The following is a 23,379-nucleotide window of genomic DNA, read 5'->3' on the forward strand; positions in this document are numbered from 1 at the left end:
AGTGCCTTGGAGTATGGCACGCGTTTCCGGTTCCGAAGTGATTGACCTGTCGAGGAAGTTTCAGATTTCTCCCACAGCTGTCAGAGCTGCAGAATCAGGGTTTTCAGCGGTGGTTGCTGATCCATCGACGGAAAGTCGGCGCCTGGTTTCATCACGCTCCACTCAAGCACCGGCCGCCCGGCCTTCTCTGCGCAACGCAAAACCTGCTCGCGCCAGTCGTCCATGCTGACTTTCGCCAGGTTGTTGCAGCAGATCAGCACGCCGTTGTCGGCGGTGGTCAACAAGGCCGGCTTGAGCAGGCTCTGATAGTCGCGCAGCAGGTCGACGGTGCCAAATGCGCTCTTGGCCCAGGCCGGAGGGTCCAGCAGCACCAGATCGTACTGGCGCTGTTCCAGGCGCTGATAGCTCGGCAGTTTTTGCCCGCGGCGCTGGCTGATCGGCAGGCCGGCGAGTTGGCGAATGGCCGGGAAGTAGTCGGACTGGACAAATTCCATGGGCGGCAACTGCGGGTTGAGTAAACCGTTCTCGCGACCGACCGCCAGGTTGCCTTCGGCGAAGTCCAGGTTGCATACCTCGCGCGCGCCGCCGGCGGCGGCACTGAGGCCGACGCCACAGGTGTAGGCGAACAGGTTCAGCACGCTTTTGTTTTTGCTGTGATCCTTGACCCAGCCACGGGTGTTGCGCAGGTCGAGGAACAGCAGCGGGTCTTGTCCGGCATGGCGGCCACGCACCCGATAGTTCAGGCCCCATTCGTGGCCGACCAGGTCCTGCAGGGCGGCCTCGTCGGCGCGGTAGACGATGTCTTCGCGATCGATGCGCGAGTTGCCGCGGGAGCGGTCGTTGTAGACCAGCAGGGTTTCAAAGCCCAGGTATTGGTTGATCGCGTCGTGCAGTTGCAGCAGCGCCTCGCGCTCCAGCGGCTGATGGAAGCTCTGCACCAGCAATTGCGGGCCGTAGCGGTCGATGGTCAAGCCACCGGCACCTTCCTGGCTGCCGTGGAACAGGCGATAGCAGTCGGTGCCCTGCTGGTGCAGTTCGGCGAGCAGGTCCTGGCGTTGATCGAGGGCGGCGCGCAGCGCCTGATTCAAGGAAGACATGCTGGGCGCCTTGCAGGAGAGAATTGGGCGCGGGAGTTTAACAGTTTGGAGCTGGACCGAGGTGTTCCCTTCGCGAGCAGGCTCGCTCCCACACTGGATTCGTGTCGTACACGGGATCTGCGACCAACAAAAGTCCCCTGTGGGAGCGAGCCTGCTCGCGATGCTTTTCGGCTGTGTCTAACTCAACAACCCCATCCGTCGCTTGGCCCGATGCACCGATCCATTACGCACCGCCCAGCGCAGCATTGGCGCGCTGCGGTTGACGCTGGCGCGGATCAGCTTGCGTTGCAGCGGGTTCTGGCTGACGCCGAGCATGTCACTGGCCCAATCCGGCAACAGATCGATCCCCGCCTGCATCATCAACCCGCCGAACGGCTTGGCCAAACGACTGGGAGAGGGCGCGTTCAACAACAGGCGCAGCACCTCGCGGCTGCGCTCGTCGCACAGCAGTTGCGGGCGCACGCGCTCAAGGTAGTCGGCAATGGCCTGTCGCGAACGTGGCACATCCCGGGCACCGAGACGCTCGGCAACCAAGGCGATCTCTGTGTAATAGCGATCCTGGTCGACTGGGGACAGATGCGGGTTGCGATAGCGCAAATGCGCGGCAAGGAAGTTGCTGACCTCGGCGACGTGCACCCAGGTCAGCAGATCGGGATCGCTGGCGGCATAGGGGCGTCCATCCGGCGCCGTGCCGGTCACCTGCAAGTGAATGGTGCGAACCTTCTCGATCAACCAGTCGGCGTCTTGCCGCGAACCGAAGGTGGTGCCGGAGATGAACTGACCGGTGCGGCGCAAGCGACCGAGCATGTCCTCCCGAAAATTCGAATGGTCCCAGACCCCGGCCAATGCCAGCGGGTGCAGGGCCTGCAGCATCAGGGCGCTGATGCCACCGATCAGCATGCTGCTGAAATCGCCATGGACTTGCCAGCTCACCGAGTCCGGTCCGAACAGCCCGGGGTCGCCCTTGGGGTTTTCCAGGTCGAGCTTGCCCAGGGACAAACCGGTCAGGCTCATGATTTGGGTTTCAATGCGGGTGCGGATGAATTCCATGGTGTCCCGATAATTTCCTGTAGGAGCTGCCGCAGGCTGCGATCTTTTGATCCTGCAGAGCAACGTCAAAAGATCGCAGCCTGCGGCAGCTCCTACAAAGAGCGAGCATTATTGATTCAGGCGTTTGTCGATCAGGCCCTGCACCACGCTCGGGTCGGCCAGGGTCGAAGTATCGCCCAGGCTATCGAGTTCGTTGCAGGCGATCTTGCGCAGAATGCGCCGCATGATCTTGCCTGAGCGGGTTTTCGGCAAGGCCGGCGCCCACTGGATCAAGTCCGGTTTGGCGAAACTGCCGATTTCCTTGCCGACCAGGGCCAGCAATTCCTGCTTCAGTTCATCGTTGGTCTCGACGCCGTTCATGGGCGTGACGAAGACATAGATGCCCTGGCCCTTGATGTCGTGGGGGTAACCGACCGCAGCGGCCTCGGCGATGCTGTCGTGCAGCACCAGGGCGCTTTCCACTTCGGCGGTGCCGATACGGTGGCCGGACACGTTGATCACATCGTCGATGCGCCCGGTGATCCAGTAGTCGCCATCTTCATCGCGCCGCGCGCCATCGCCAGTGAAGTAGTAACCGGGATACGGCTTGAAATAGGTGTCGACCATGCGCTGCGGGTCGCCATAGACGCTGCGGATCTGCGCCGGCCAGCTGGATTTTATGGCCAGTACGCCGCTGCCGGCGCCTTTGATTTCCTTGCCTTGCTCGTCGAGCAGCACAGGCTGCACGCCGAACATCGGTTGTGTGGCGCAACCGGGCTTGATTCGTTGGGCGCTGACCAAAGGGCTGAGCATGATGCCGCCGGTTTCGGTCTGCCACCAGGTATCGACGATCGGGCAACGTTCTTCGCCCACCTCATGGAAGTACCACTCCCACGCTTCCGGATTGATCGGTTCGCCGACCGTACCGAGTAGCCTGACGCTGGCGCGGGAGGTCCCCTTCAGCGCGGCGGGCCCTTCGCGCATCAACGAACGCAGGGCCGTCGGGGCGGTGTAGAAAATGTTCACCTTGTGCTTGTCGATCACCTGCCAGAAGCGCGAGGTCGTCGGGTAGCTCGGCACGCCTTCGAAGATCAGCGTGGTCGCGCCGTTGGCCAGCGGACCGTAGACGATGTAGCTGTGGCCAGTGACCCAACCGACGTCGGCGGTGCACCAGAAGACTTCGCCATCGCGGTAATCCAGCACGTACTTGAAGGTCATCGCCGCTTGCAGCAGGTAGCCGCCGGTGGTGTGCAGCACGCCTTTGGGTTTACCGGTGCTGCCGGAGGTGTAGAGGATGAACAGCGGGTCTTCGGCGTCCATCGGCTCGGGCGAGCAATCGGCGCTGGCTTCGCGCAGGGCCTGCTGGTACTTGATGTCCCGTCCTTCGACCCAGTTCACTTGTACATTTCTGCGCTCGACCACCAGCACGGTGCTCACGTTCGGGCAGCTTTGCAGCGCCTTGTCGACGTTCTGCTTGAGTGGCACGGGCCGGCCGCCGCGCACGCCTTCGTCGGCAGTGATCACGGTGCGGCAGTCGGCGTCGAGAATGCGGTCGCGCAACGAGTCCGGGGAGAAGCCGCCGAACACCACCGAGTGCACCGCGCCGATGCGGGTACAGGCAAGCATGGCGTAGGCCGCCTCGGGAATCATCGGCATGTAGATGCACACGCGGTCGCCTTTTTTCACACCACGGCTTTTCAGCACGTTGGCCAGACGGCAGACGTTTTCATGCAGTTGTTTGTAGGTGATCGATGTCGAGTCGGCTGGGTCGTCGCCCTCCCAGATGATGGCGACCTGATTGCCGCGTTTCTCCAGGTGCCGGTCGATGCAGTTGTAGCTGACATTCAATTGCGCACCGGCAAACCAGCTGGCCTCACCGGTCTTCAGGTTGTAGCGCTGGACGGTTTCCCAAGGTGCGCTCCAGTCGAGAAAGCGCGTGGCCTGTTCGGCCCAGAAGGTGCTGGGGTGTTCAATGGATTCGCGGTACAGGCGCTGATAGTCGTCTTGACTCAGTTGTGCAGCCCGGCGGACGGCATCGGCTTTGGGGAACTTGCTGATATCGAACATGACGGTTCCTTATTCTTGTTTTGCGACAAAGATAAAGATGCGCCGAGTGGTCAATGGGTTCAAGCCGTACACAAAACAACTGTGGGAGCGAGCCTGCTCGCGAAAGCGTTGGGTCAGTCAACATCAAAGTCGACTGACAAACCGCATTCGCGAGCAGGCTCGCTCCCACAAGGTACAACAGGGCGGTGTCAGATTATCCGCGGTGACGACCGCGGAAGTAGTTGATCAGCCCTTGAGTCGAGGCGTCCTCGGCCGGGGTTTCTTCACTGCCGACCAAGCGGTTGTAGACACCTTTGCCCAGCTCTTTGCCCAGCTCCACGCCCCACTGGTCGAAGGCGTTGATGCCCCAGATCACGCTTTGCACGAAGACTTTGTGTTCGTACATCGCCACCAGTGCGCCGAGGCGACGCGGGCTGATGCGCTCGACCACCAGGGTGTTGCTCGGACGATTGCCCGGGATCACCTTGTGCGGCGCGAGTTTGTGTACCTCGGCTTCGCTCATGCCTTTGTCGCGCAGCTCGGTTTCGGCCTCGGCCAAGGTCTTGCCGAGCATCAGCGCCTGGCTTTGCGACAGGCAGTTGGCGTACAGCCACTGGTGGTGGTCGGACACCGGGTTGAAGCTGACGATCGGCACGATGAAGTCGGCCGGAATCAGTTGGGTGCCCTGGTGCAGCAACTGGTGGTAGGCGTGCTGACCGTTGCAGCCGACGCCGCCCCAGATCACCGGCCCGGTGTCGGTGGACACGGGCTTGCCGTCCTGGCGCACGCTCTTGCCGTTGGATTCCATGTCCAGCTGTTGCAGGTGCTTGGTGATGTTACGCAGGTAGTGATCGTACGGCAGGATCGCGTGACTTTGCGCACCCCAGAAGTTGCCGTACCACACGCCGAGCAAGGCCAGCAGCACCGGCATGTTCTGTTCGAACGGTGCGCTCTGGAAGTGCTGGTCCATGGTGTAGGCACCGGACAGCAGTTCCTTGAAGTTGGACATGCCGATGGCCAGGGCAATCGGCAAACCGATGGCCGACCACAGCGAGTAACGGCCGCCGACCCAGTCCCACATCGGGAAGATGTTTTCTTCGCGAATGCCAAACGCCACGGCGGCGGCGTTGTTGCTCGATACCGCGATGAAGTGGCGATACAGCTCGGCTTCCGAACCACCCTGGGCCAGGTACCAGGCACGGGCGGCCTGGGCGTTTTTCAGGGTTTCGAGGGTGTTGAAGGATTTCGACGAGACGATGAACAGCGTGGTCTCGGCGCGCAGCTTCATGGTCAGTTCGTGAAACTCGCTGCCGTCGATGTTCGCCAGGTAATGGCAACGCACGCCTTTCTGGGCGTAGGACAGCAAGGCTTCGGACACCAGTTCCGGGCCGAGGAAGGAGCCACCGATGCCGATGTTCACCACGTCGGTGATCGGCTTCTCGGTGTAACCGCGCCACAAACCATCGTGGATGCGGCCGACGAGGTCGGTGATCTGGTTCAGCACCTTGTGCACTTCGGGCATCACGTTGACGCCATTGACCGACAGCTTGTCGCCGACCGGGCGGCGAAGCGCGGTGTGCAGGGCTGGACGGCCTTCGGAAGCATTGACGATTTCGCCATCGAACAGCGATTTGATCGCGCCCTTGAGGTCGACTTCGTTGGCCAGGCCCACCAGCAGATTGCGGGTCTCGGCGTTGATCAGGTTTTTCGAATAGTCGAGAAACAGGCCGCAGCTGCTGAGGGTGAATTGAGTAAAACGCTGCGGATCGGCATTGAAGGCTTCGCGCATGCTGAAATCCTGCATGGCTTGGCGGTGGTCATTCAACGCTTGCCAGGCGGGCAGAGCGGTAACGTCATGAGGAGTGCGGTAATACGCCATCGCTGCGGGTTTCCTTATTACTTGAACGGCCTTTGGAACACTAAAAATCCCGGAGCGCTGTGGATGGGCGTTCCGGTCAACTGCGTCGACACGATTTCATGGCGCAGGGCGAATACAGTAAACCCCGCGCAATGATCTGTCTTGACTTTGTCTGACCTGTTTCCGGTACTTTTTTAACATCGAAGTTAGGAATGGTCCGACAAACGGAAGAGACAGGGCTCGGATCAGGCGACCTGGACCGGAATGGCGTTGCTGGTGTGGCTCAGATCATTGCCTGGTGCCATGTAGAGCATGCGCGGCTTGAAGTTGAGCAGTTCGGCTTCGCTGTAATGAGCGTAAGCGCAGATGATCACGCGATCACCGACCTTGGCCTTGTGCGCTGCGGCGCCGTTGACCGAGATCATGCGCGAACCTTCTTCGCCACGGATGGCATAGGTGGTGAAGCGCTCGCCGTTGTCGACGTTGTAGATCTGGATCTGTTCGTACTCGCGGATGCCGGACAGGTCCAGCCATTCACCGTCGATGGCGCAGGAACCTTCGTAATCGAGTACAGCGTGGGTGACTTCGGCGCGATGCAGCTTGGCTTTGAGCATGATGGCGTGCATGAATGTTTCCCAGGTCGGCGGGCAAGTTGCCCGAAGGGTTTGTGGGCGTCAGTAAGGTCTGTATGGGCGCAGCAGAACCCCTGTGGGAGCGAGCTTGCTCGCGATAGCGGTGGATCAGGCAAAACTGTTGTGACTGAACATCCGCTATCGCGAGCAGGCTCGCTCCCACAGGGTTATTGTGTTGGTCAGACGGGCGCGTCGAGGTTCAGATGCAGGTTGTCGATCAACCGCGTCGTACCGAGGAACGCCGCTACCAGAATCACCAGGTCACGATCCTGCGCCGTCGCCGGGCGCAGGGTCAGGGCATGGCGGATTTCCAGGTAGTCAGGACGCAGGCCAGCCGTTTCGAGCTGTTTGACCTGAGTGCCGATCAGCGCCGGGTAATCGCGTTCGCCCTGCTTGATCGCCTCGCTGATCGCATTCAGCGTGCGGTAGACCACCGGTGCTACAGCGCGTTGCTCTTCGTTTAGGAAACCGTTGCGCGACGACAGCGCCAGGCCATCGGCCGCGCGTACGGTCGGCTCACCGATGATCTGGATCGGCATGTTCAGGTCATGTACCAGCGCGCGAATCACCGCCAGTTGCTGGAAGTCTTTCTCGCCAAAGATCGCCAGGTCCGGCTGGACCATGTTGAACAGCTTGCTGACCACCGTCGCCACGCCTTCGAAATGCCCCGGCCGGCTTGCGCCACACAGGCCTTCGGACAATTGCGGGACACTGACGCGGGTCTGGCCGGCCATGCCGTCGGGATACATCTCCTCCACGGTCGGCGCGAACAGCAGATGGCAACCGGCCTGGAGCAGTTTTTCCTGGTCGGCGGCGAGGGTGCGCGGGTACTTGTCGAGGTCTTCGCCAGCACCGAATTGCAGCGGGTTGACGAAGACGCTCGCCACCACGAAGTCCGCCCGTTGGGAGGCCTTGGTCACTAGCGCAACGTGGCCGCTGTGCAGGTTGCCCATGGTCGGCACAAAGGCAATGCGCTTGCCTTCGCTACGGGCACGGGCCACGGCGGCCCGCAGTTCACGTACGGTCTTTACGGTGTTCATGCAGAGAATCCGTGTTCGATTCCAGGGAAGGTCGCCGCCTTGACTTCAGTCACGTAGGCATTCAATGCAGCTTCAATGCTGGTCTGGCCAGTCATGAAGTTCTTCACGAATTTTGGCACACGGCCGGTAATGGACAGCCCCAGCATGTCGTGCAGAACCAACACCTGGCCATCGGTACGATTGCCGGCGCCAATCCCGATCACCGGAATCTTCACCGCCTGGGTGATTTCTTCTGCCAGCTCGCTCGGGACGCACTCGAGCAGCAGCATGGCCGCGCCAGCCTGTTCCAGGGCGATCGCGTCGGCACGCATCTGCCGCGCCTGGTTTTCATTGCGACCCTGGACCTTGTAGCCGCCAAGGATGTTCACCGACTGCGGCGTCAGGCCCATGTGCGCGCAGACAGGGATGCCGCGCTCGGCCAGCAGACGGATCGAGTCGGCCAGCCACAACGCGCCTTCAACCTTGACCATGTGCGCGCCGGCCTGCATCAACAGGGCGCTGTTGGTCATGGCTTGTTCGGTAGTGGCATAGGCCATGAAAGGCAGGTCGGCGAGGATCAGGGCATCGCTGTTACCGCGTTTGACGGCAGCCACGTGGTAAGCCATTTCTGCGGTGGTGACAGGCAAGGTGCTGTCGTGGCCCTGCAAAACCATGCCGAGGGAGTCGCCCACCAGCAGCACTTCGACGCCGGCCTGGTTGCAGGCGTGGGCGAAGGTTGCGTCGTAGCAGGTCAGCATGGTGATCTTTTCACCTTTTTGCTTCAGACCTTGCAGGGTGGTCAGGGTGATGGCTGGCATGAAAAGTTCCTCATTCAGGCGCTGTGGAAACTACTGCGAGTAACGCGCGTGATTCTTCGTTGAATACAGGCGCACGCTCTTTCGTCGTGCTTTTAAGGCCTGGATTGCGCCCTTGAACGCCGTGTAGGCGGCAGCGGGACGCCTATAGTCGTGAGGAGAACGAGGGAAGTCAATTGCGTGTGTTACCGCATTGTTACGGGTGGGGTGTTACCGGAGTAACTGATGCGATTCAGCAGGTTTGTTCGATTCGGCGGTCAGCCGCACTTTTGTGTTCGCCACAAACCAATGTGGGAGCGAGCCTGCTCGCGATGGCGGTGTGTCAGTCCATATCCATGTTGAATGTACTACCGCTATCGCGAGCAGGCTCGCTCCCACAGGGGATTTGGGTCAGTTCGGGGGCAGGCGTTCCAGGCCGACGAACGGGCATGCCTTGAGCAGTTCGGCCAGGGTTCGGCCATCGGCGAGTTGCAAATCCGCAGGTGCCAGCTCCGCCAGCGGATACAGCACGAAGGCCCGTTCCTGCATGTGGTAGTGGGGAACCTTGAGGCGCGGTTCGTCGATCAGGCGATCACCGAACAGCAAGATGTCGAGGTCCAGCGTACGCGGTCCCCAGCGTTCAAGGCGCTCGCGACCCTGGCCGTTTTCGATGGCCTGCAAGGCATCCAGCAGTTCTAGTGGCGCCAGCGTGCTGTCGAGAGCGGCCACCGCATTGGTGTAGCGCGGTTGTCCGGGAAGCAGCGAGTCGCTTTGATAAAACGCCGAAACCCCGACCAGTCGGGATTGCGGCAAGGTCGCCAGCGCCTCGGCGGCGCTGCGTAATTGTTCGGCAGGGTCAGCCAGATTGCTGCCCATGCCGATGTAGATGCGTTCCATGGATTACTCGCCCGTGGTGCTCGAAGCGCCGGCGGCGCGCTTGCGCTTGGAACCACCGCTGCGGCGACGCTTGCGCGGGGCGCCGGTGCCTTCTTCCTTGCCGCTGAGGTCGCGGATCATGTCGCGGCGCTCGCTTTCATTGGCGTCCTGATAGTCGGTCCACCATTCGCCGAGGCCGTCAGTCTGCTCGCCTGCACTCTCGCGCAACAGCAGGAAGTCATAGCCGGCGCGGAAGCGCGGATTGTCCAGCAACAGATCGGCACGCTTGCCGCTGCGGCGCGGCAGGCGTTCCTGCATGTCCCAGATCTCGCGGATCGGCATGGTGAAGCGTTTCGGAATCGCGATCCGCTGGCACTGTTCGGCAATCAGCTCATGCGCCGCTTCCTGCATCGCCGGAATCGGCGGCATGCCACGCTCCTGCAGGCGCAGGACGCGCGCCGGCAGGGCAGGCCAGAGCAGGGCCGCAAACAGGAATGCCGGGGTGACCGGTTTGTTCTGCTTGATCCGCAGGTCGGTATTGATCAGGGCTTCGCTGATCAGGGTGTGGGTGTAGGTCGGGTTGTATTCCAGTGCTTCGGCGCTGGCCGGGAACAGTGGATCGAACAACTGCAGGTCGACCAGCATTTCAAACGTATCCGCGGCATGGCCGGAGAGGAACAGCTTGAGCACTTCTTCGAACAGGCGAGCCGACGGGATCTCGCGCAGCATCGGCGCCAGGTCGCGAATGGGCAGGGCGCTGTGTTTTTCGATACCGAAGTTCAGCTTGGCGGCGAAACGCACCGCCCGCAGCATGCGTACCGGGTCTTCCTGGTAGCGTTGCTTCGGATCGCCGATCAGGCGGATCAGGTGATTGCGGATGTCGTGTACGCCGTTGGCGTAGTCGAGGATGCGTTCGCTGACCGGATCGTAATACAGGGCATTGATGGTGAAGTCGCGACGTTGCGCGTCTTCTTCCAGGGTGCCATAGACGTTATCGCGCAGGATGCGCCCGCTTTCGTTGCGTGAAGACTGGTTGCTGTCTTCCTCGTCTTCGTTCTGCGGGTGATTGGCGCGGAAGGTCGCGACTTCGATGATTTCGCGGCCGAAGTGGATGTGCACCAATTTGAACCGACGCCCGATGATTCGCGCGTTACGGAATTCGGCCCGTACCTGCTCGGGGGTGGCGCTGGTGGCAACGTCGAAATCTTTCGGGGTAATGCCCAGCAACATGTCGCGCACGCAGCCGCCCACCAGGTAAGCCTGATAACCGGCGCTCTGCAGGCGTTCAACGATATTCACCGCGTAGCGGCTGAATTGCGCCTTTTGCAGCGAGTGTTGGCCGCTGTTGAGCACTTCAGGCGTGCTGCGAATGTGTTGCGTAGGACGCTTGGGAGAACGGAATGACTGGAACAGCTTCTTCAGCATGGGATGCACTGTTTGAAGGAATATTCGGCCATAACAGAAGAATGACCGCATGATGGGCGGGGATTCTAGCATTTAGTCGGGGGATGGTGTAGGACACAGCAGATATGAGCTGTAGGCCGCAGTCCGTGGGGGCGAGCTGTTCGCGATGGGTGTGAACGATGGCGTGTTAAGCCTGATGCCCAGATGCGCCCTCGGGTTTTTCGCGAGCAGGCTCGCTCCTACAGTGATACGCGGGTTTTTCTGAATCGCAGAAACTACAAGGGGAGCCGAAGCTCCCCAAGAAGTAGTTGCATGCTCTATTTTTATTTTTGGTTTCGGGCTTTTTGTTTTTGTTAAGTGCCCTTGCCATGAAGCTTTCCTTCATGACCCTCCCAATCGGGAGCCAAGAGCAAACGGATTGCTTTGGTCGCTGAATTGCAGTGATCTTTCGATCCAACCAGTACAGGCTCTGTCTTAGGACAGTTTTTGTTGTTCTCGGCCTGGTCGTGGGGCAAGCCCCAAATACAACGCCTCTCCAAAAGAATCAGTTAGCTGCGCCTCTCGCCGTCTTGTTTTTATTGTGCGTGAGTCGATTCGTCTTATTTTTATTGTCTTGTGCATTGCTTGTTATTGTTCTTGTACCAAACATATAGCAGGGTGCGTGCCAACTTTTGCGAAACCCAATAAAACAAGGGGTTAGGCCAGCTACTGGGTATTTCGAAGGCGAAAAAAAGCCGAGGCTTCGTTACCGTAAGCCCCGGCTTCTGTTACGTGAAAAAGCTGAGGTAACAGTTTTTTCACAATGTCACGTGTTACCCGCACATGAGACAGGTGGGGTTCAGCTTTCGCTGGCCACCCCGGTCTTGCGCCGCGGGATGCCCAGGCGCTGACGGCGTTCCCACAGACATTTACGGCTGACCCCGAGTTTGCGGGCCAGCTCGGTTTCGGTCATGTGGTCCTGATGCTCGAGGACGAAATGCTGGAAGTAGTCTTCCAGGGAGAGGTCTTCGGTCGGCTCGTGATTGTTGTTGCTGGCATTGCCATTGCCCTGTTGTGGGGGCAGGCCAATGAATTCGTCATCTTCCAGGTCGCCCAGTTCGATGTCGATGCCCAGCAACTCGGCGGAGATTTCCGGGCTTTCGCACAGGATAACGGCGCGCTCGACGGCGTTTTCCAGTTCGCGAACGTTGCCCGGCCAGGAGTAGTGACGAATGGCTTGCTCGGCATCCGCGGCGAACTTCAGGTCGGTGCGGTTGATCCGCGCACTTTGCCGCGCCAGGAAGGCGTTGGCGATTTCGTTGACGTCCGCACCGCGTTCGCGCAGGGCTGGCAGCTTCAGCGCAATAACGTGGAGGCGGTAATACAAGTCTTCGCGGAACTGGCCGATCTTCGCCAGGCTCTTGAGGTCGCGGTGAGTCGCGGCGATCAGGCGCACATCGACTTTTTGCGACTGCACCGAACCTACGCGACGAATTTCGCCTTCCTGCAATACGCGCAGCAGGCGAGCCTGGGCTTCCAGCGGCAGTTCGCCAATTTCGTCGAGGAACAAGGTGCCGCCGTCCGCTGCTTCCACCAGGCCGGCGCGCCCGGCGCTGGCGCCGGTGAATGCGCCTTTTTCGTGGCCGAACAGTTCGGACTCGATCAGGCTTTCCGGAATGGCTGCGCAGTTCACCGAAATCATCGGTGCCTTGGCGCGTCTGGACAAGTTGTGCAGGGCGCGGGCCACCAGTTCTTTACCGGTGCCCGATTCGCCCTGGATCAGCACATTGGAGTCGGTCGGCGCGACTTTGCGGATCTTGCCATACAGGTCCTGCATCGGCGGGCATGAACCGATAATGCCGATTTCACCGTTGCTGTTGTCGGCACCGGACTTCGCCGCACCATTGGCGGCTTTGCCGGCAACTGCTTCACCACCGGCTTGTGCCGTTTGTCGGTCACGCAGGATGCGTGCGGCGGCTTGCAGCATTTCGTCGTGGTCGAATGGCTTGGCAATGTAATCCACTGCACCCATTTTCATCGAGTCGACTGCCGAGCGCAGGCTCGCGTAGCTGGTCATGATCAGCACCGGCGTACCTTGGGCGAGCTTGATCAACTCTGTGCCAGGCGCGCCCGGCAAGCGCAGGTCACTGACGATCAGATCGAACGAGGGAATGGTGAAGCGTTCTTGTGCTTCCTGCACTGAACCGGCTTCGCTGACCTGGTACTGGTTACGTTCCAGCAGGCGGCGCAAGGCGGAGCGGATAATGGTTTCGTCTTCGACGATCAAAATGTGCGGCATTGATTCGATACTCTCGACGGTCTCAGTTCACAGCGGACGTCGCTTCGACATGACGCGGCAAGGTAACCCTGATTCGGGTGCCGCGTTGGCTTTGAACATCAGCCGGGCTGTCGATGGTGATTTGTCCATAATGCTCTTCAACGATGGAATAGACCAGTGCAAGGCCCAGACCGGTGCCTTCGCCAGGGTCCTTGGTGGTGAAGAAAGGTTCGAACAATCGGTCCATGATGCTCGACGGAATACCGCTGCCTTCGTCCTCCACGATCAGATCGACCGTGTGTTCGCCGGCTTCGCTCTTGACCCGTACCGCACTGCCGGGTGGCGAGGCGTCACGGGCATTTGAGAGCAGGTTGATCAACACCTGGGCCAGCCGTTGCGGGTCGCCTTCGACCCAGTGCTCGGGGTCGCACAGGTTGTAGAACTGCACTTCGAAATTGCGTCGGTTCAGCGCCAGCAGGCCGATGGCATCCTGAGCCACTTCGGCCAGACAGACGGGCTCGTCGCTGTGCTGATGGCTGCCGGCATGGGCAAAGCTCATCAGCGACTGGACAATGCGCGACACGCGCTTGGTCTGCTCGAGGATCTGCCCGCTGATCTCCTTCAGCTCGCCGTCTTCCTCGCGTTCTTCGCGCAGGTTCTGCGCCAGGCACGCGATACCGGTGATCGGGTTGCCGATTTCATGGGCCACGCCGGCCGCCAGGCGACCGATGCTCGCCAGGCGCTCGGAGTGCACCAGTTTGTCCTCGAGCATCTGGGTTTCGGTCAGGTCTTCCACCAGCAACACCAGGCCGCTGTTGCCCGGCGCGAGGGGTTCGTCGATCGCCGCTTTGTGCAGGTTCAGCCAGCGTGTCTGGCCGTCGAGGGCCAGGTGCTGCTTGTGCAAGTGCTCGTCCGGCAGATTGATGAAGCCTTGCAGCAGTTCTTTCCACGGATCGGCAATGGTGCTCAGGCGCGAACCGACCACACGCTGCGCGGCGATGCCGGTCAGCTCCTCCATGGCCTTGTTCCACATGAGGATTTCCTGATCTTTCGCCAGCGAACACACGCCCATCGGCAATTCCTGCAGGGTCTGGCGGTGATAGCGGCGCAGGGCATCGAGTTCGGCGGCCAGGCCGGTCAGGCGCGAGTGGTAGTCCTCGAGTCGGCTTTCGATGAAGTGAATGTCTTCGGTCACGTAGTTTTCGCCACCTGCCTTGTAAGGCAGGAACGTTTCGACCATGTCCTGGGCCACGCTCGGCCCCATCAGGCCGGAGAGGTTGGCTTCGATGCGGTCACGCAAGCGACGCAGGGCATAGGGTCGGCGTTCGTCGAATGGCAGATAAAGGTCGCGCAGTGCCTGTTCCACTTCTTTCTGCGCCGCTTTTGCACCCAATGGTTTTGCAAGCTGCGTAGCGAACTCCTGGGGCGAGGCGGCGTGCAGTTCGCGGCGTTGCGGGCGGCGCACGTTATCCACGGCGCAGGCTTCGGCAGCGCTGGCCTCTTCGGTGCTGGCGTTGGTGAACAGCGAGATCAGGGTGAACATCAGGACGTTGGCTGCCAGCGAGGCAATCGCCGCCATGTGCCAGCTGGTGTCGTCCAGCACGTAGATCATGTTCAGCAGCGGAATGTAGAAGCCCTGCAGGTTGCCGACCAGCGGTAACAACATGGTCACCAGCCAGACCAGTATCCCCGCCAGCAAGCCGGCGATGAAGCCGCGACGGTTGGCGGTCGGCCAGTACAGGACCGAGAGCACGCCCGGCAGGAACTGCAGCGTGGCGACGAACGCGACGATGCCGAGGTTGGCCAGGTCCTGTTCCGCGCCGAGCATCAGGTAGAAGCCGTAGCCGGCCATGATGATCGCGACAATCAGCGCCCGACGGGTCCACTTCAGCCAGCGGTAGATATTGCCTTCGGCCGGTGGCTGATAGAGCGGCAACACCAGGTGGTTCAAAGCCATCCCGGACAGCGCCAGCGTGGTGACGATGATCAGGCCGCTGGCAGCGGACAGCCCGCCGACATAGGCCAGCAGCGCCAGCGCCTTGCTGTTGGCGGCGATGCCGATGCCCAGGGTGAAGTATTCCGGATTGGTGGTGGCGCCCAGTTTCAGGCCGGCCCAGAGAATCAGCGGCACCGCCAGGCTCATCAGCAGCAGGAACAGCGGCAGGCCCCAGCTCGCGCTGACCAGCGAACGCGGGTTGAGGTTCTCGGTGAAGGTCATGTGATACATGTGCGGCATCACGATCGCCGAGGCGAAGAACACCAGCAACAGGGTGCGCCACGGGCCTTCCTGCAAAGGCGTGTGCAGGGCCGCGAGCGCGGTCTGGTTTTGCAGCAGCCACAGTTCCAGCTGTTGCGGGCCGTCGAACACGCCGTAAAGCGCATACAACCCGACACCGCCGAGGGCGATCAGCTTGATCACCGATTCGAAGGCAATGGCGAATACCAGGCCTTCATGCTTTTCCCGGGTGGCGATGTGGCGGGAGCCGAAGAAAATCGTGAACAGCGTAATCAGTGCGCAGAAACTCAGGGCCACGCGATTTTGTACGGGCTCGCGGGTGAGGATGCCGATGGAGTCGGCGACCGCCTGAATCTGCAGGGCCAGCAACGGCAATACGCCGACCAGCATGAAAATCGTGGTCAGCGCTCCGGCCCAGGTGCTGCGGAAGCGGAAGGCGAACAGGTCCGCCAGGGACGACAGTTGATAAGTGCGGGTGATCTTCAGGATCGGATAAAGCAACACCGGCGCCAGCAGAAAGGCCCCGGAGACGCCCAGGTAGCTGGACAGAAAGCCGTAGCCGTACTGATAGGCCAGGCCCACGGTGCCGTAAAACGCCCAGGCACTGGCATAGACGCCCAGTGACAGGGTGTAGGTCAGCGGGTGGCGAATGATCGCCCGGGGAATCATGCCCCGTTCACTGATCCAGGCCACACCGAACAGCACCGCCAGGTACGCGGCGCTGATCAGGATCATCTGGGTCAGGCTAAAGCTCATCGGCATCTTTTTGGCTCTGCAGGATGAAGGTCACGACGATCAGAATCAGCCAGAGCAGATAAGGGCGATACCAGGCGCCAGTGGCGTCGATCCACCAATCCATGATGGCCGGGGAAAACAGGTAAATGCCCACTACCAAAAGCAGGACCAAGCGATAGATGTACATCCCGGCCTCTCTTTTTTATGTGCGTGCCCGAAAACGTGCGGCGATGGTAACGGATGGGCGCGCCACTGCAAGTGCGATCACAGCAGCTGTGCCTCGGGCAGGCTCAGTGTGCGCGGGATCAGCGAGGCATCCCAGTGGGCAATGCCCCAGTTCAGCACTTCCCGTGGCGTGGCATCAATCAGTTCGGTTCCCGGGTTCTGTCCCAGCGCGCGCAGCGCCCGCAATAACAGGGGCGTTGCCTGATCCTCGGTCAACGGCGGCGAACGGTAGGACTTACCGAGTTTATGGCCATCAGGCTGAGTAATCAGCGGGATATGCAGATAGCGCGGTTGCGGCAGGCCGAGCAGTTCTTGCAGGTACAACTGGCGGGGCGTGGAGTCCAGCAGGTCGGCACCCCGAACGATATCGGTGATGCCCTGCCAGGCATCGTCCAGGACCACGGCCAGTTGATAGGCGTAGAGCCCGTCGCGACGGCGGATCACGAAATCGCCGACTTCCCGGCCCAGGTGCTGGCGGTACTCGCCCTGCACCCGGTCGAGGAAGTGGTACTCCAGCTCCGGTACGCGCAGGCGGATGGCGGCATCATCGGCGCCATGGCCGGCATTGCGGCACAACCCCGGATAAATCCCGTGATACGGTTCCAGCTGTTTGCGCGAGCAGGTGCAGGCGTAGGCCAGGCCGTGATTGAACAGGCGATTGAGCACCTCGGCGTAGGCGTCGTGCCGCTCGCTTTGGCGAACCAGGTCGCCATCCCACTCGAAGCCATAGCTTTCCAGGGCCTTGAGGATGGCCGCCTGGGCGCCGGGTTCCTCGCGGGGCGGATCAAGGTCTTCCATGCGCATCAGCCAGCGTCCGCCCACCGAGCGCGCATCAAGGTAAGAGGCCAGCGCTGCGACCAGAGAACCGAAATGCAGATGGCCGCTGGGCGTGGGGGCAAAGCGCCCGATGTAGGTGGGGGAGGTGGCGGTCATGAATGCAATATCACTTGTTTCGGGCTTACGCCAGGTACCTGTGGGAGCGAGCCTGCTCGCGAAAGCGGTGTATCAGCCAGCATCAATGTCGAAGTTGATGGCCCCTTCGCGAGCAGGCTCGCTCCCACAGTGTTTTACCGAGGTGAATCCTGGAAACAAAAACGGAGCGTTCGCACGCTCCGTTCTTCGTTCAAGTCGCAATTATTTGCCGACTTGCTTTTCCTTGATTTCTGCCAGGGTCTTGCAGTCGATGCACAGGTCGGCGGTAGGACGCGCTTCGAGGCGCTTGACGCCGATCTCGATGCCGCAGGATTCACACCAGCCGTACTCTTCGTCTTCGATCAGCTGAAGTGTCTTGTCGATCTTCTTGATCAACTTGCGTTCACGATCGCGGGCACGCAGTTCGAGGGCGAATTCCTCTTCCTGGCTGGCACGGTCTGCCGGATCAGGAAAGTTGGCCGCTTCGTCCTTCATGTGGTCCACGGTCTTGTCGACACCTTCCATCAGCTCTTTTTTCCACTGATTCAGGACCTTGGTGAAGTGCTTGCGCATGGGCTCGCCCATGTACTCTTCGCCAGCTTTCTGAACATAGGGCTCGAAGCCGCTGATTGCCTGGTTTTGCTGCTTTGCTTGGGTGGACATGAAATAGACCGCCTCTACTCTTGTAATCCATCTGCGCAGGATTGCTCCATCACCGACACCTGCCGGCCCTGCGGCTGCAAGCGGGCGAACTTACCAGATCAACTCGGGCCGCGCTACTCCCGGATGTCGAGCTTGCGGCTCATGGTGCTTGCCAATGATGACAAACCGTTGTCTGGCGGCTCCGGAACCCTGCTCAACTATTGATTTTAGTCAAACCTTGCGCACACGCTTGAATCGTTTGTGGTCGGGGTTATAAGCCCTCTGACCGCTTTAGGTTCTCGCTCGTTCCTGCGCTTGGGTAGAATCGGTTTTTTTCCCTGTTGAAGGAAGGCCAATGGCTCAGTCCTACAGTGCCCGCAGTCGCGCGATCGAACCCTTTCATGTCATGGCGCTGTTGGCGCGGGCCAATGAATTGCAGGCGGCCGGCCACGATGTGATCCACCTGGAAATCGGCGAGCCGGACTTCACCACCGCCGAACCGATCATCCAGGCCGGCCAGGCTGCGCTGACAGCGGGGAAGACCCGTTACACCGCCGCGCGCGGCATTCCGGAGCTGCGTGAGGCCATTTCGGGCTTTTATCAGCAGCGTTATGGCTTGAACATCGACCCTCGACGCATCCTCATCACACCCGGCGGGTCCGGTGCGTTGCTGCTGGCCAGTGCTTTGCTGGTCGACCCCGGCAAACACTGGCTGCTGGCGGACCCGGGCTACCCCTGTAACCGGCACTTCCTGCGACTGGTCGAAGGCGCGGCACAATTGGTGCCGGTCGGACCGGAGGTGCGTTATCAATTGACGCCTGGCCTGATCGAGCGCCATTGGGATCACGACAGCGTGGGCGCATTGGTGGCTTCGCCGGCCAATCCGACCGGCACGATCCTGACCCGCGACGAGCTGGCGAAGCTGTCTGTCGCGATCAAGGAGCGCCACGGTCATCTGGTGGTCGACGAGATCTATCACGGCCTGACCTACGGCACCGATGCGGCCAGCGTGCTGGAAGTCGACGACAGTGCCTTCGTGCTGAACAGTTTTTCGAAGTACTTCGGGATGACCGGTTGGCGGTTGGGATGGCTGGTGGCCCCCGATGCAGCCGTCGGTGAGCTGGAAAAGCTCGCCCAGAATCTCTACATCAGCGCTCCAAGCATGGCGCAGCACGCCGCGCTGGCCTGTTTCGAGCCGGCAACCATCAGCATTCTCGAAGAGCGTCGCGCCGAATTTGGCCGGCGTCGGGATTACCTGCTGCCGGCCCTGCGTGAGTTGGGCTTCGGCATCGCCGTGGAACCGGAGGGAGCATTCTACTTGTACGCCGATATCAGCAAGTTCGGCGGCGATGCCTTCGCGTTCTGTAAGCATTTTCTCGAGACCGAGCATGTGGCCTTCACCCCGGGGCTGGATTTCGGGCGTTATCAGGCCGGGCATCATGTGCGGTTCGCCTACACGCAAAATCTCGAGCGTTTGCAGGAAGCGGTCGAGCGCATTGCCCGTGGGTTACGGAGCTGGCAAGGCTGATGCGATTTCATCCTCCCCTCGAAGAAGGTCGCCTGATTCGACGCTACAAGCGTTTTCTCGCCGATATCGAAACCGTTGACGGCGAGTTGCTGACCATTCACTGCCCGAACACAGGTTCGATGCTCAATTGTCAGGTCGAAGGCGGGCAGGTCTGGTTCAGCCGCTCCAACGACCCGAAACGCAAGTTGCCCGGCACCTGGGAGATCGGCGAAACCCCGCAAGGGCGGTTGTTTTGTGTGAACACCGCCCGGGCCAATGGTTTGGTCGAAGAGGCGCTTCGAGCGGGCGTCATCACGGAATTGAACGGCTTTACCGGGCTCAAGCGCGAAGTGGCTTATGGTCAGGAAAACAGTCGTATCGATTTCCGGCTCGATTACCCCGAAGGGCCTGCCTACGTCGAGGTCAAAAGCGTGACCCTGGGTTTCGACGGTACGGCGGTGGCGGCGTTTCCCGATGCGGTCACCCAGCGTGGCGCCAAGCATCTGCGGGAACTGGCCCACCTGGCCAGGGACGGTATTCGCGCGGTGCAGTTGTACTGTGTATGCCTGACCGGCATCGAGGCCGTGCGTCCGGCGCAGGAAATCGATGCGGTTTATGCGCAGGCCTTGCGTGAGGCTATTGAGTGTGGGGTCGAGGTGCTGGCTTACGCTGTGCGCTTGAATCACCAGGAAATGCTGGTCGACCGGCGTCTGGACGTGTTGCCGGGCGGCTAAAGGCTGATCCAGATCCCTTGTTCATCCTCGCGGCAGGCCACGCTGGTCAAGGCTTGCCCCGCGCAAGGGCCGGCGACGCATTCACCGTCTTCGATCAGGAACAGTGCGCCATGGGTGGCGCACTGGATCAGGCTGTTGCTGGGGTCGAGAAACTGGTCGGGATGCCACTCCAAAGCGACGCCCCGGTGCGGGCAGCGATTGATGTAGACATGGACCTGACCGCTGCGGCGCACCGCAAAAAGCTTTTGGCCGTCAATGTCGAAACCGCGACTGCTGTCATTGACCAGTTCGGCACCTGCGCAAAGCAACTTCATCTCTATCCTCAGTCCCGCAGCTCGTGACCGGATAGGTCGAGCTTGACGGTTAAATGCGATCAATTGGCCGTCTTGCCCGCCGGGGACAAGTGCCTATCGTCGAGGATACTTGGCCTGACCATTCGATGCCCGGGAAACTGACATGCGTCTGACCACCCGCGTTGTGGTGATCGGTATGGCGCATCCATCGCCGAATCCCGTCAGTACTTTTCCACAGGCAAAAAAAGACCCGGCAAGAGCCGGGTCAAATAACCGTGATTAGCCTGATGAGGAGATAATCTGAGAGTCCGAACCAAGGGCTTTTCAGAATATCGACCAGTCTCGCGACCAGTTGTGATAATCATATCGATTCTCATTACCAAGTCAACCGCTGTTTTTCTATTTCTTGGCGATTCGCCGAATTTACTTATGCAAGCCCCGTAATCATTGGGTTTCAGGTTGCAAAACTTCGGAAATATTTGTCGGATCAGTTCTTGTGGCGTGAAGAAATGGCTTCCAGTTGTTTGTTCAGCGCCTCCTTGCGCTCGGCAGGGATGTCATTCCAGTGAACGTCCATCAGGGCACCTTCAATTGCGTACAACAACACCTTGGACGCCCGAAAACCGCGCGTACGCACGGCCCGATAAGCATCCACCGCCCCGAGGCGACGCAAGTCCGATGCGCTATGGATGCCCACGGCATGCAGCCATTGCGCTGACGTCTTGCCAAGATTCTTCAGGTGTTGCAGTTCATCATTCATCAAGCCTCCTTGCGATGGCCGAATGGAGAGCGTGGGCAATCTTCTGAGGAGTGTAGCCATCAGTAGGAAAAGCGTGATTGTTTGCTCGTTTTCGACGCAAATGCTTCTAAGAGATAAGAGTTGGCAGGGTGTTGAAGGTCGGCGAACGCGCAAAAAAAAGGGGTAGGGGGGGAGCAATCAGGGGAGCGAGTGAATATCCCCGCAGTCCAGCGCAATGGGAGCACTGGACCTGTCTGCCGGCAACGGTGATCAGCGGGTGCGGTAGCGCAACCGCGTGCCGAAGTTCATGGACATGAGGATTTCGTCGGCACTCAGTTCCACTGGAAAGTAGGCGCCGGAGATTTGCGCGTGGGCCAGGCTCGCGCCTTCCAGGTTCGCTTTGCGAAAATCGATGCCGCGCAAGTCGGCGGAACGGAAGTAGGCGTCGCTGAAGTCCAAACCGTCGGCATTCAGTTCGCGCAGGTCCAGCCCCCGGAAATCTCCACCCACCATGTCGATGGGGCCATCCTTGGGGCGCTCACTGTTGAAGCCTCTGATGTCGTCTTTGTGCAGCAGGGCATAAAGCGGAGTGTCGAGAAGTTTTGGCTGGCTCATGTCGCATCACCTGATGGTTTTATGACGCCAGTATAGTGCCACTGTTTAACAGCCGTGAGGCCAGCGAGGGCCTCACGACTGAAATAGTTTTTACAGGCCCGGCAGGCGCTGGCGAATCTGTTCCACAACGGTATCCAGAGTCCCGCTTTCATTGGTCTGGACACGCTTGCTGCAGAGGATTTCTGCGGGGGTCAGCGCCTCACGGCTGGCTTGTTGGGCTTCGATCACGGCCAGAGTGGCGTCGGACGGGTCCTTCTTGTCGGCCTGGCGCACGGCCAGCCAGCTTTCGATCACGGCCTGTGGTGCATTGCAGTCGAGGATCAGGAAGGGTGCACCCGTGGCCTCGGCCACCTTCGCCGCACTGTCACGCTGCTCACGCTTGAGGTAAGTGGCGTCGACCACCACCGGGAAGCCCGCATGCAGAATGACGTCGGCGATTTCGTGCAGGCGGGCATAGGTCGCCGCGCTGGCGTCGGCACTATAGATGCCGGCCTGTACATCATTCTCGACGGTCTGCTCGCCGAACAGGCGCTTGCGCTCGACATCGGAGCGTAGGCGAATCGCGCCCAGGGCTTCGACCAGGCGCATGGCGACATGGCTCTTGCCGACTGCGGAAACGCCGCTGGTAATGGCCATGAAGCGCGAAGGAATGGTGCTGTAGCTTTCCGCGAGGTTGGCATAGTTGCGGTACTGGCGCAGGGTCGTGGCGCGCTGCACCGCAGTGGCGTCGGCCGGCATGCTGAACAGGGCGACCTTGGCGCGAACCAGGGCGCGGTAGGCTTTATAGAAGTTCAGCAGCTCGAGGCCGTGATAGTCGCCGGTCAGTTCCAGGTACTGGCTGACGAAACGACGCGCCAGGCACTTCAGGCCGCGATCTTCCAGGTCCATCGCCAGGAAGCCGGTGTCGGCATAAACGTCGGTAAATCGGAACGGTTCGTTGAATTCGATGCAGTCGAAGATCACGACCTTGCCGTCGATCACGGTTGCGTTACCCAAGTGGATGTCACCGTGGCATTCACGAATGAAGCCTTCGGCCTTGCGCTGGGCGAGCAGGGGTTTGAGGCGCTCGAAGCTGCTTTCGGCCCAGGCTTGCAGGGCGTCGAGTTGCAACAGGTCGGCTTTATCGCTGAGGAACGGACGGATCTGCTCGAAGTTCTGCCGTACCGGCGCCATGACGCTGTCCGGGGTGCCGGCTTCGTGCCCGGCCGGCACCTTGGGGGCGCTGAGGTGGAAGCGGGCGATTTGCTCGGCCATCTCGTCGATGTGCGCGGTGGTCAATTCGCCATTGGCTTGCAAGGTGCTGAGCAAGCCGGTTTGCGGGAACTGGCGCATTTTCAGTACATACTCGATGGCCGGGCCTTCGCCGCCCAATTGCGGAGCCTCGGCGCTGCCGGTGACGGGCAACACTTCCAGGTACAAATCGTCGGTCAGGCGCTGGTTCAGGCGCAGCTCTTCAGCGCAAAAATGTTCGCGAGCCTCAAGGCCGGTAAAGTCGAGAAAACCGAAGTTGACCGGTTTCTTCACTTTATAAGCGAAGGGGCCGGTGAGAATGACCCAGGAGATATGGGTTTCGATGACCTGGAATCCTTCTACCGGGTGCGGGTAGAGGGCAGGGTTTTGCAGGGCAGCGATCAAGGTCTGGCTCACAGGCGATCCTTCAGAGTCTGGAAAATCAAGGCCGTCATTATGGCTGCAAGTCCGCTTGACGCAAACCTCGGAGCGCTCCTGT

The 23,379-nt window shown here is 60.5% G+C and carries 20 protein-coding genes; 2 read left to right on the top strand and 18 right to left on the bottom strand.

What is annotated here, in order from left to right; genetic code table 11:
• Positions 1 to 80: 80 nt before the first annotated feature.
• The 14 genes from AC3WJW_RS17505 to dksA all read right to left on the bottom strand — a co-directional run bounded on the left by AC3WJW_RS17505 (position 81) and on the right by dksA (position 17,783).
• Positions 81 to 1,097, bottom strand: a complete 1,017-nt coding sequence (locus AC3WJW_RS17505; RefSeq protein ID WP_493726800.1) for a class I SAM-dependent rRNA methyltransferase — start codon at positions 1,095 to 1,097, stop codon at positions 81 to 83.
• Between the two features lie 177 nt (positions 1,098 to 1,274).
• Positions 1,275 to 2,147: an oxygenase MpaB family protein gene (locus AC3WJW_RS17510; RefSeq protein ID WP_493726801.1), complete on the bottom strand. Its 873-nt coding sequence runs from the start codon at positions 2,145 to 2,147 to the stop codon at positions 1,275 to 1,277.
• Positions 2,148 to 2,255: 108 nt separating this feature from the next.
• Positions 2,256 to 4,193 carry an acetate--CoA ligase gene (acs, locus tag AC3WJW_RS17515; protein ID WP_493726802.1) on the bottom strand — a complete coding sequence of 646 codons (1,938 nt, stop codon included), beginning with the start codon at positions 4,191 to 4,193 and terminating at the stop codon, positions 2,256 to 2,258.
• Between the two features lie 193 nt (positions 4,194 to 4,386).
• Positions 4,387 to 6,051, bottom strand: coding sequence for a glucose-6-phosphate isomerase (gene pgi, locus AC3WJW_RS17520; RefSeq protein ID WP_102701626.1), 1,665 nt, complete (start codon positions 6,049 to 6,051; stop codon positions 4,387 to 4,389).
• A gap of 224 nt (positions 6,052 to 6,275) precedes the next feature.
• Positions 6,276 to 6,656 carry an aspartate 1-decarboxylase gene (panD, locus tag AC3WJW_RS17525; RefSeq protein ID WP_493726803.1) on the bottom strand — a complete coding sequence of 127 codons (381 nt, stop codon included), beginning with the start codon at positions 6,654 to 6,656 and terminating at the stop codon, positions 6,276 to 6,278.
• 185 nt (positions 6,657 to 6,841) lie between these two features.
• Positions 6,842 to 7,702 carry a pantoate--beta-alanine ligase gene (gene panC, locus AC3WJW_RS17530; RefSeq protein WP_493726804.1) on the bottom strand — a complete coding sequence of 287 codons (861 nt, stop codon included), beginning with the start codon at positions 7,700 to 7,702 and terminating at the stop codon, positions 6,842 to 6,844.
• Positions 7,699 to 8,499 carry a 3-methyl-2-oxobutanoate hydroxymethyltransferase gene (gene panB, locus AC3WJW_RS17535; protein WP_095965623.1) on the bottom strand — a complete coding sequence of 267 codons (801 nt, stop codon included), beginning with the start codon at positions 8,497 to 8,499 and terminating at the stop codon, positions 7,699 to 7,701. Before panB ends, panC begins: the two co-directional genes overlap by 4 nt.
• 387 nt (positions 8,500 to 8,886) lie before the next feature.
• Positions 8,887 to 9,372: a 2-amino-4-hydroxy-6-hydroxymethyldihydropteridine diphosphokinase gene (gene folK / locus AC3WJW_RS17540; protein ID WP_493726805.1), complete on the bottom strand. Its 486-nt coding sequence runs from the start codon at positions 9,370 to 9,372 to the stop codon at positions 8,887 to 8,889.
• Between the two features lie 3 nt (positions 9,373 to 9,375).
• Positions 9,376 to 10,776, bottom strand: coding sequence for a polynucleotide adenylyltransferase PcnB (locus tag AC3WJW_RS17545; RefSeq protein WP_007971107.1), 1,401 nt, complete (start codon positions 10,774 to 10,776; stop codon positions 9,376 to 9,378).
• A gap of 817 nt (positions 10,777 to 11,593) precedes the next feature.
• On the bottom strand, positions 11,594 to 13,033 hold the full coding sequence (locus tag AC3WJW_RS17550) for a sigma-54-dependent transcriptional regulator (RefSeq protein WP_493726806.1): 1,440 nt from the start codon (positions 13,031 to 13,033) through the stop codon (positions 11,594 to 11,596).
• 22 nt (positions 13,034 to 13,055) lie between these two features.
• Positions 13,056 to 16,010, bottom strand: coding sequence for a sensor histidine kinase (locus AC3WJW_RS17555; protein WP_007971103.1), 2,955 nt, complete (start codon positions 16,008 to 16,010; stop codon positions 13,056 to 13,058).
• On the bottom strand, positions 15,994 to 16,170 hold the full coding sequence (locus AC3WJW_RS17560; protein WP_003176118.1) for a hypothetical protein: 177 nt from the start codon (positions 16,168 to 16,170) through the stop codon (positions 15,994 to 15,996). The genes AC3WJW_RS17555 and AC3WJW_RS17560 overlap by 17 nt, the downstream gene beginning before the upstream one ends.
• Before the next feature lie 77 nt (positions 16,171 to 16,247).
• A complete protein-coding gene (gluQRS, locus tag AC3WJW_RS17565; RefSeq protein ID WP_126047575.1) occupies positions 16,248 to 17,141 on the bottom strand; it encodes a tRNA glutamyl-Q(34) synthetase GluQRS in 894 nt (297 codons plus the stop codon).
• 201 nt (positions 17,142 to 17,342) lie between these two features.
• Entirely contained in the window at positions 17,343 to 17,783 is a 441-nt protein-coding gene (gene dksA / locus AC3WJW_RS17570; RefSeq protein ID WP_007971100.1) for an RNA polymerase-binding protein DksA, read from the bottom strand.
• A 334-nt stretch (positions 17,784 to 18,117) separates the two neighbouring features.
• Between dksA and AC3WJW_RS17575 the strand changes: the two genes are divergently transcribed.
• Entirely contained in the window at positions 18,118 to 19,290 is a 1,173-nt protein-coding gene (locus tag AC3WJW_RS17575; RefSeq protein ID WP_102701633.1) for a pyridoxal phosphate-dependent aminotransferase, read from the top strand.
• Positions 19,290 to 20,003 carry a DNA/RNA nuclease SfsA gene (gene sfsA / locus AC3WJW_RS17580; RefSeq protein ID WP_493726807.1) on the top strand — a complete coding sequence of 238 codons (714 nt, stop codon included), beginning with the start codon at positions 19,290 to 19,292 and terminating at the stop codon, positions 20,001 to 20,003. Before AC3WJW_RS17575 ends, sfsA begins: the two co-directional genes overlap by 1 nt.
• On the opposite strand, the gene AC3WJW_RS17585 is transcribed toward sfsA, so the two are convergent.
• The 4 genes from AC3WJW_RS17585 to AC3WJW_RS17600 all read right to left on the bottom strand — a co-directional run bounded on the left by AC3WJW_RS17585 (position 20,000) and on the right by AC3WJW_RS17600 (position 23,297).
• The gene (locus tag AC3WJW_RS17585) at positions 20,000 to 20,317 is read right to left on the bottom strand and encodes a Rieske (2Fe-2S) protein (protein WP_493726808.1); all 318 of its coding nucleotides are present in this window, start codon (positions 20,315 to 20,317) and stop codon (positions 20,000 to 20,002) included. The genes sfsA and AC3WJW_RS17585 overlap by 4 nt on opposite strands.
• Before the next feature lie 466 nt (positions 20,318 to 20,783).
• Complete coding sequence (locus AC3WJW_RS17590) at positions 20,784 to 21,056, bottom strand: TfoX/Sxy family protein (protein WP_007971093.1); 273 nt, start codon at positions 21,054 to 21,056, stop codon at positions 20,784 to 20,786.
• A 249-nt stretch (positions 21,057 to 21,305) separates the two neighbouring features.
• Positions 21,306 to 21,650, bottom strand: a complete 345-nt coding sequence (locus AC3WJW_RS17595; protein WP_493726809.1) for a pentapeptide repeat-containing protein — start codon at positions 21,648 to 21,650, stop codon at positions 21,306 to 21,308.
• 90 nt (positions 21,651 to 21,740) lie between these two features.
• A complete protein-coding gene (locus AC3WJW_RS17600; RefSeq protein WP_493726810.1) occupies positions 21,741 to 23,297 on the bottom strand; it encodes a bifunctional aminoglycoside phosphotransferase/ATP-binding protein in 1,557 nt (518 codons plus the stop codon).
• Positions 23,298 to 23,379: the final 82 nt, after the last annotated feature.

This window comes from Pseudomonas sp. GW821-FHT07G06, assembly GCF_058986625.1.

Bases quoted from the DNA above. Each gene is read 5' to 3' on its own strand.
- AC3WJW_RS17575 (WP_102701633.1), top strand. From the start codon at position 18,118: ATGGCTCAGTCCTACAGTGCCCGCAGTCGCGCGATCGAACCCTTTCAT.
- panD (WP_493726803.1), bottom strand. From the start codon at position 6,656: ATGCACGCCATCATGCTCAAAGCCAAGCTGCATCGCGCCGAAGTCACC.
- gluQRS (WP_126047575.1), bottom strand. From the start codon at position 17,141: ATGACCGCCACCTCCCCCACCTACATCGGGCGCTTTGCCCCCACGCCC.
- AC3WJW_RS17505 (WP_493726800.1), bottom strand. From the start codon at position 1,097: ATGTCTTCCTTGAATCAGGCGCTGCGCGCCGCCCTCGATCAACGCCAG.
- folK (WP_493726805.1), bottom strand. From the start codon at position 9,372: ATGGAACGCATCTACATCGGCATGGGCAGCAATCTGGCTGACCCTGCC.
- AC3WJW_RS17550 (WP_493726806.1), bottom strand. From the start codon at position 13,033: ATGCCGCACATTTTGATCGTCGAAGACGAAACCATTATCCGCTCCGCC.
- panC (WP_493726804.1), bottom strand. From the start codon at position 7,702: ATGAACACCGTAAAGACCGTACGTGAACTGCGGGCCGCCGTGGCCCGT.
- AC3WJW_RS17590 (WP_007971093.1), bottom strand. From the start codon at position 21,056: ATGAATGATGAACTGCAACACCTGAAGAATCTTGGCAAGACGTCAGCG.
- sfsA (WP_493726807.1), top strand. From the start codon at position 19,290: ATGCGATTTCATCCTCCCCTCGAAGAAGGTCGCCTGATTCGACGCTAC.
- AC3WJW_RS17545 (WP_007971107.1), bottom strand. From the start codon at position 10,776: ATGCTGAAGAAGCTGTTCCAGTCATTCCGTTCTCCCAAGCGTCCTACG.
- AC3WJW_RS17595 (WP_493726809.1), bottom strand. From the start codon at position 21,650: ATGAGCCAGCCAAAACTTCTCGACACTCCGCTTTATGCCCTGCTGCAC.
- pgi (WP_102701626.1), bottom strand. From the start codon at position 6,051: ATGGCGTATTACCGCACTCCTCATGACGTTACCGCTCTGCCCGCCTGG.
- acs (WP_493726802.1), bottom strand. From the start codon at position 4,193: ATGTTCGATATCAGCAAGTTCCCCAAAGCCGATGCCGTCCGCCGGGCT.
- panB (WP_095965623.1), bottom strand. From the start codon at position 8,499: ATGCCAGCCATCACCCTGACCACCCTGCAAGGTCTGAAGCAAAAAGGT.
- AC3WJW_RS17560 (WP_003176118.1), bottom strand. From the start codon at position 16,170: ATGTACATCTATCGCTTGGTCCTGCTTTTGGTAGTGGGCATTTACCTG.
- AC3WJW_RS17585 (WP_493726808.1), bottom strand. From the start codon at position 20,317: ATGAAGTTGCTTTGCGCAGGTGCCGAACTGGTCAATGACAGCAGTCGC.
- AC3WJW_RS17510 (WP_493726801.1), bottom strand. From the start codon at position 2,147: ATGGAATTCATCCGCACCCGCATTGAAACCCAAATCATGAGCCTGACC.
- AC3WJW_RS17555 (WP_007971103.1), bottom strand. From the start codon at position 16,010: ATGCCGATGAGCTTTAGCCTGACCCAGATGATCCTGATCAGCGCCGCG.
- dksA (WP_007971100.1), bottom strand. From the start codon at position 17,783: ATGTCCACCCAAGCAAAGCAGCAAAACCAGGCAATCAGCGGCTTCGAG.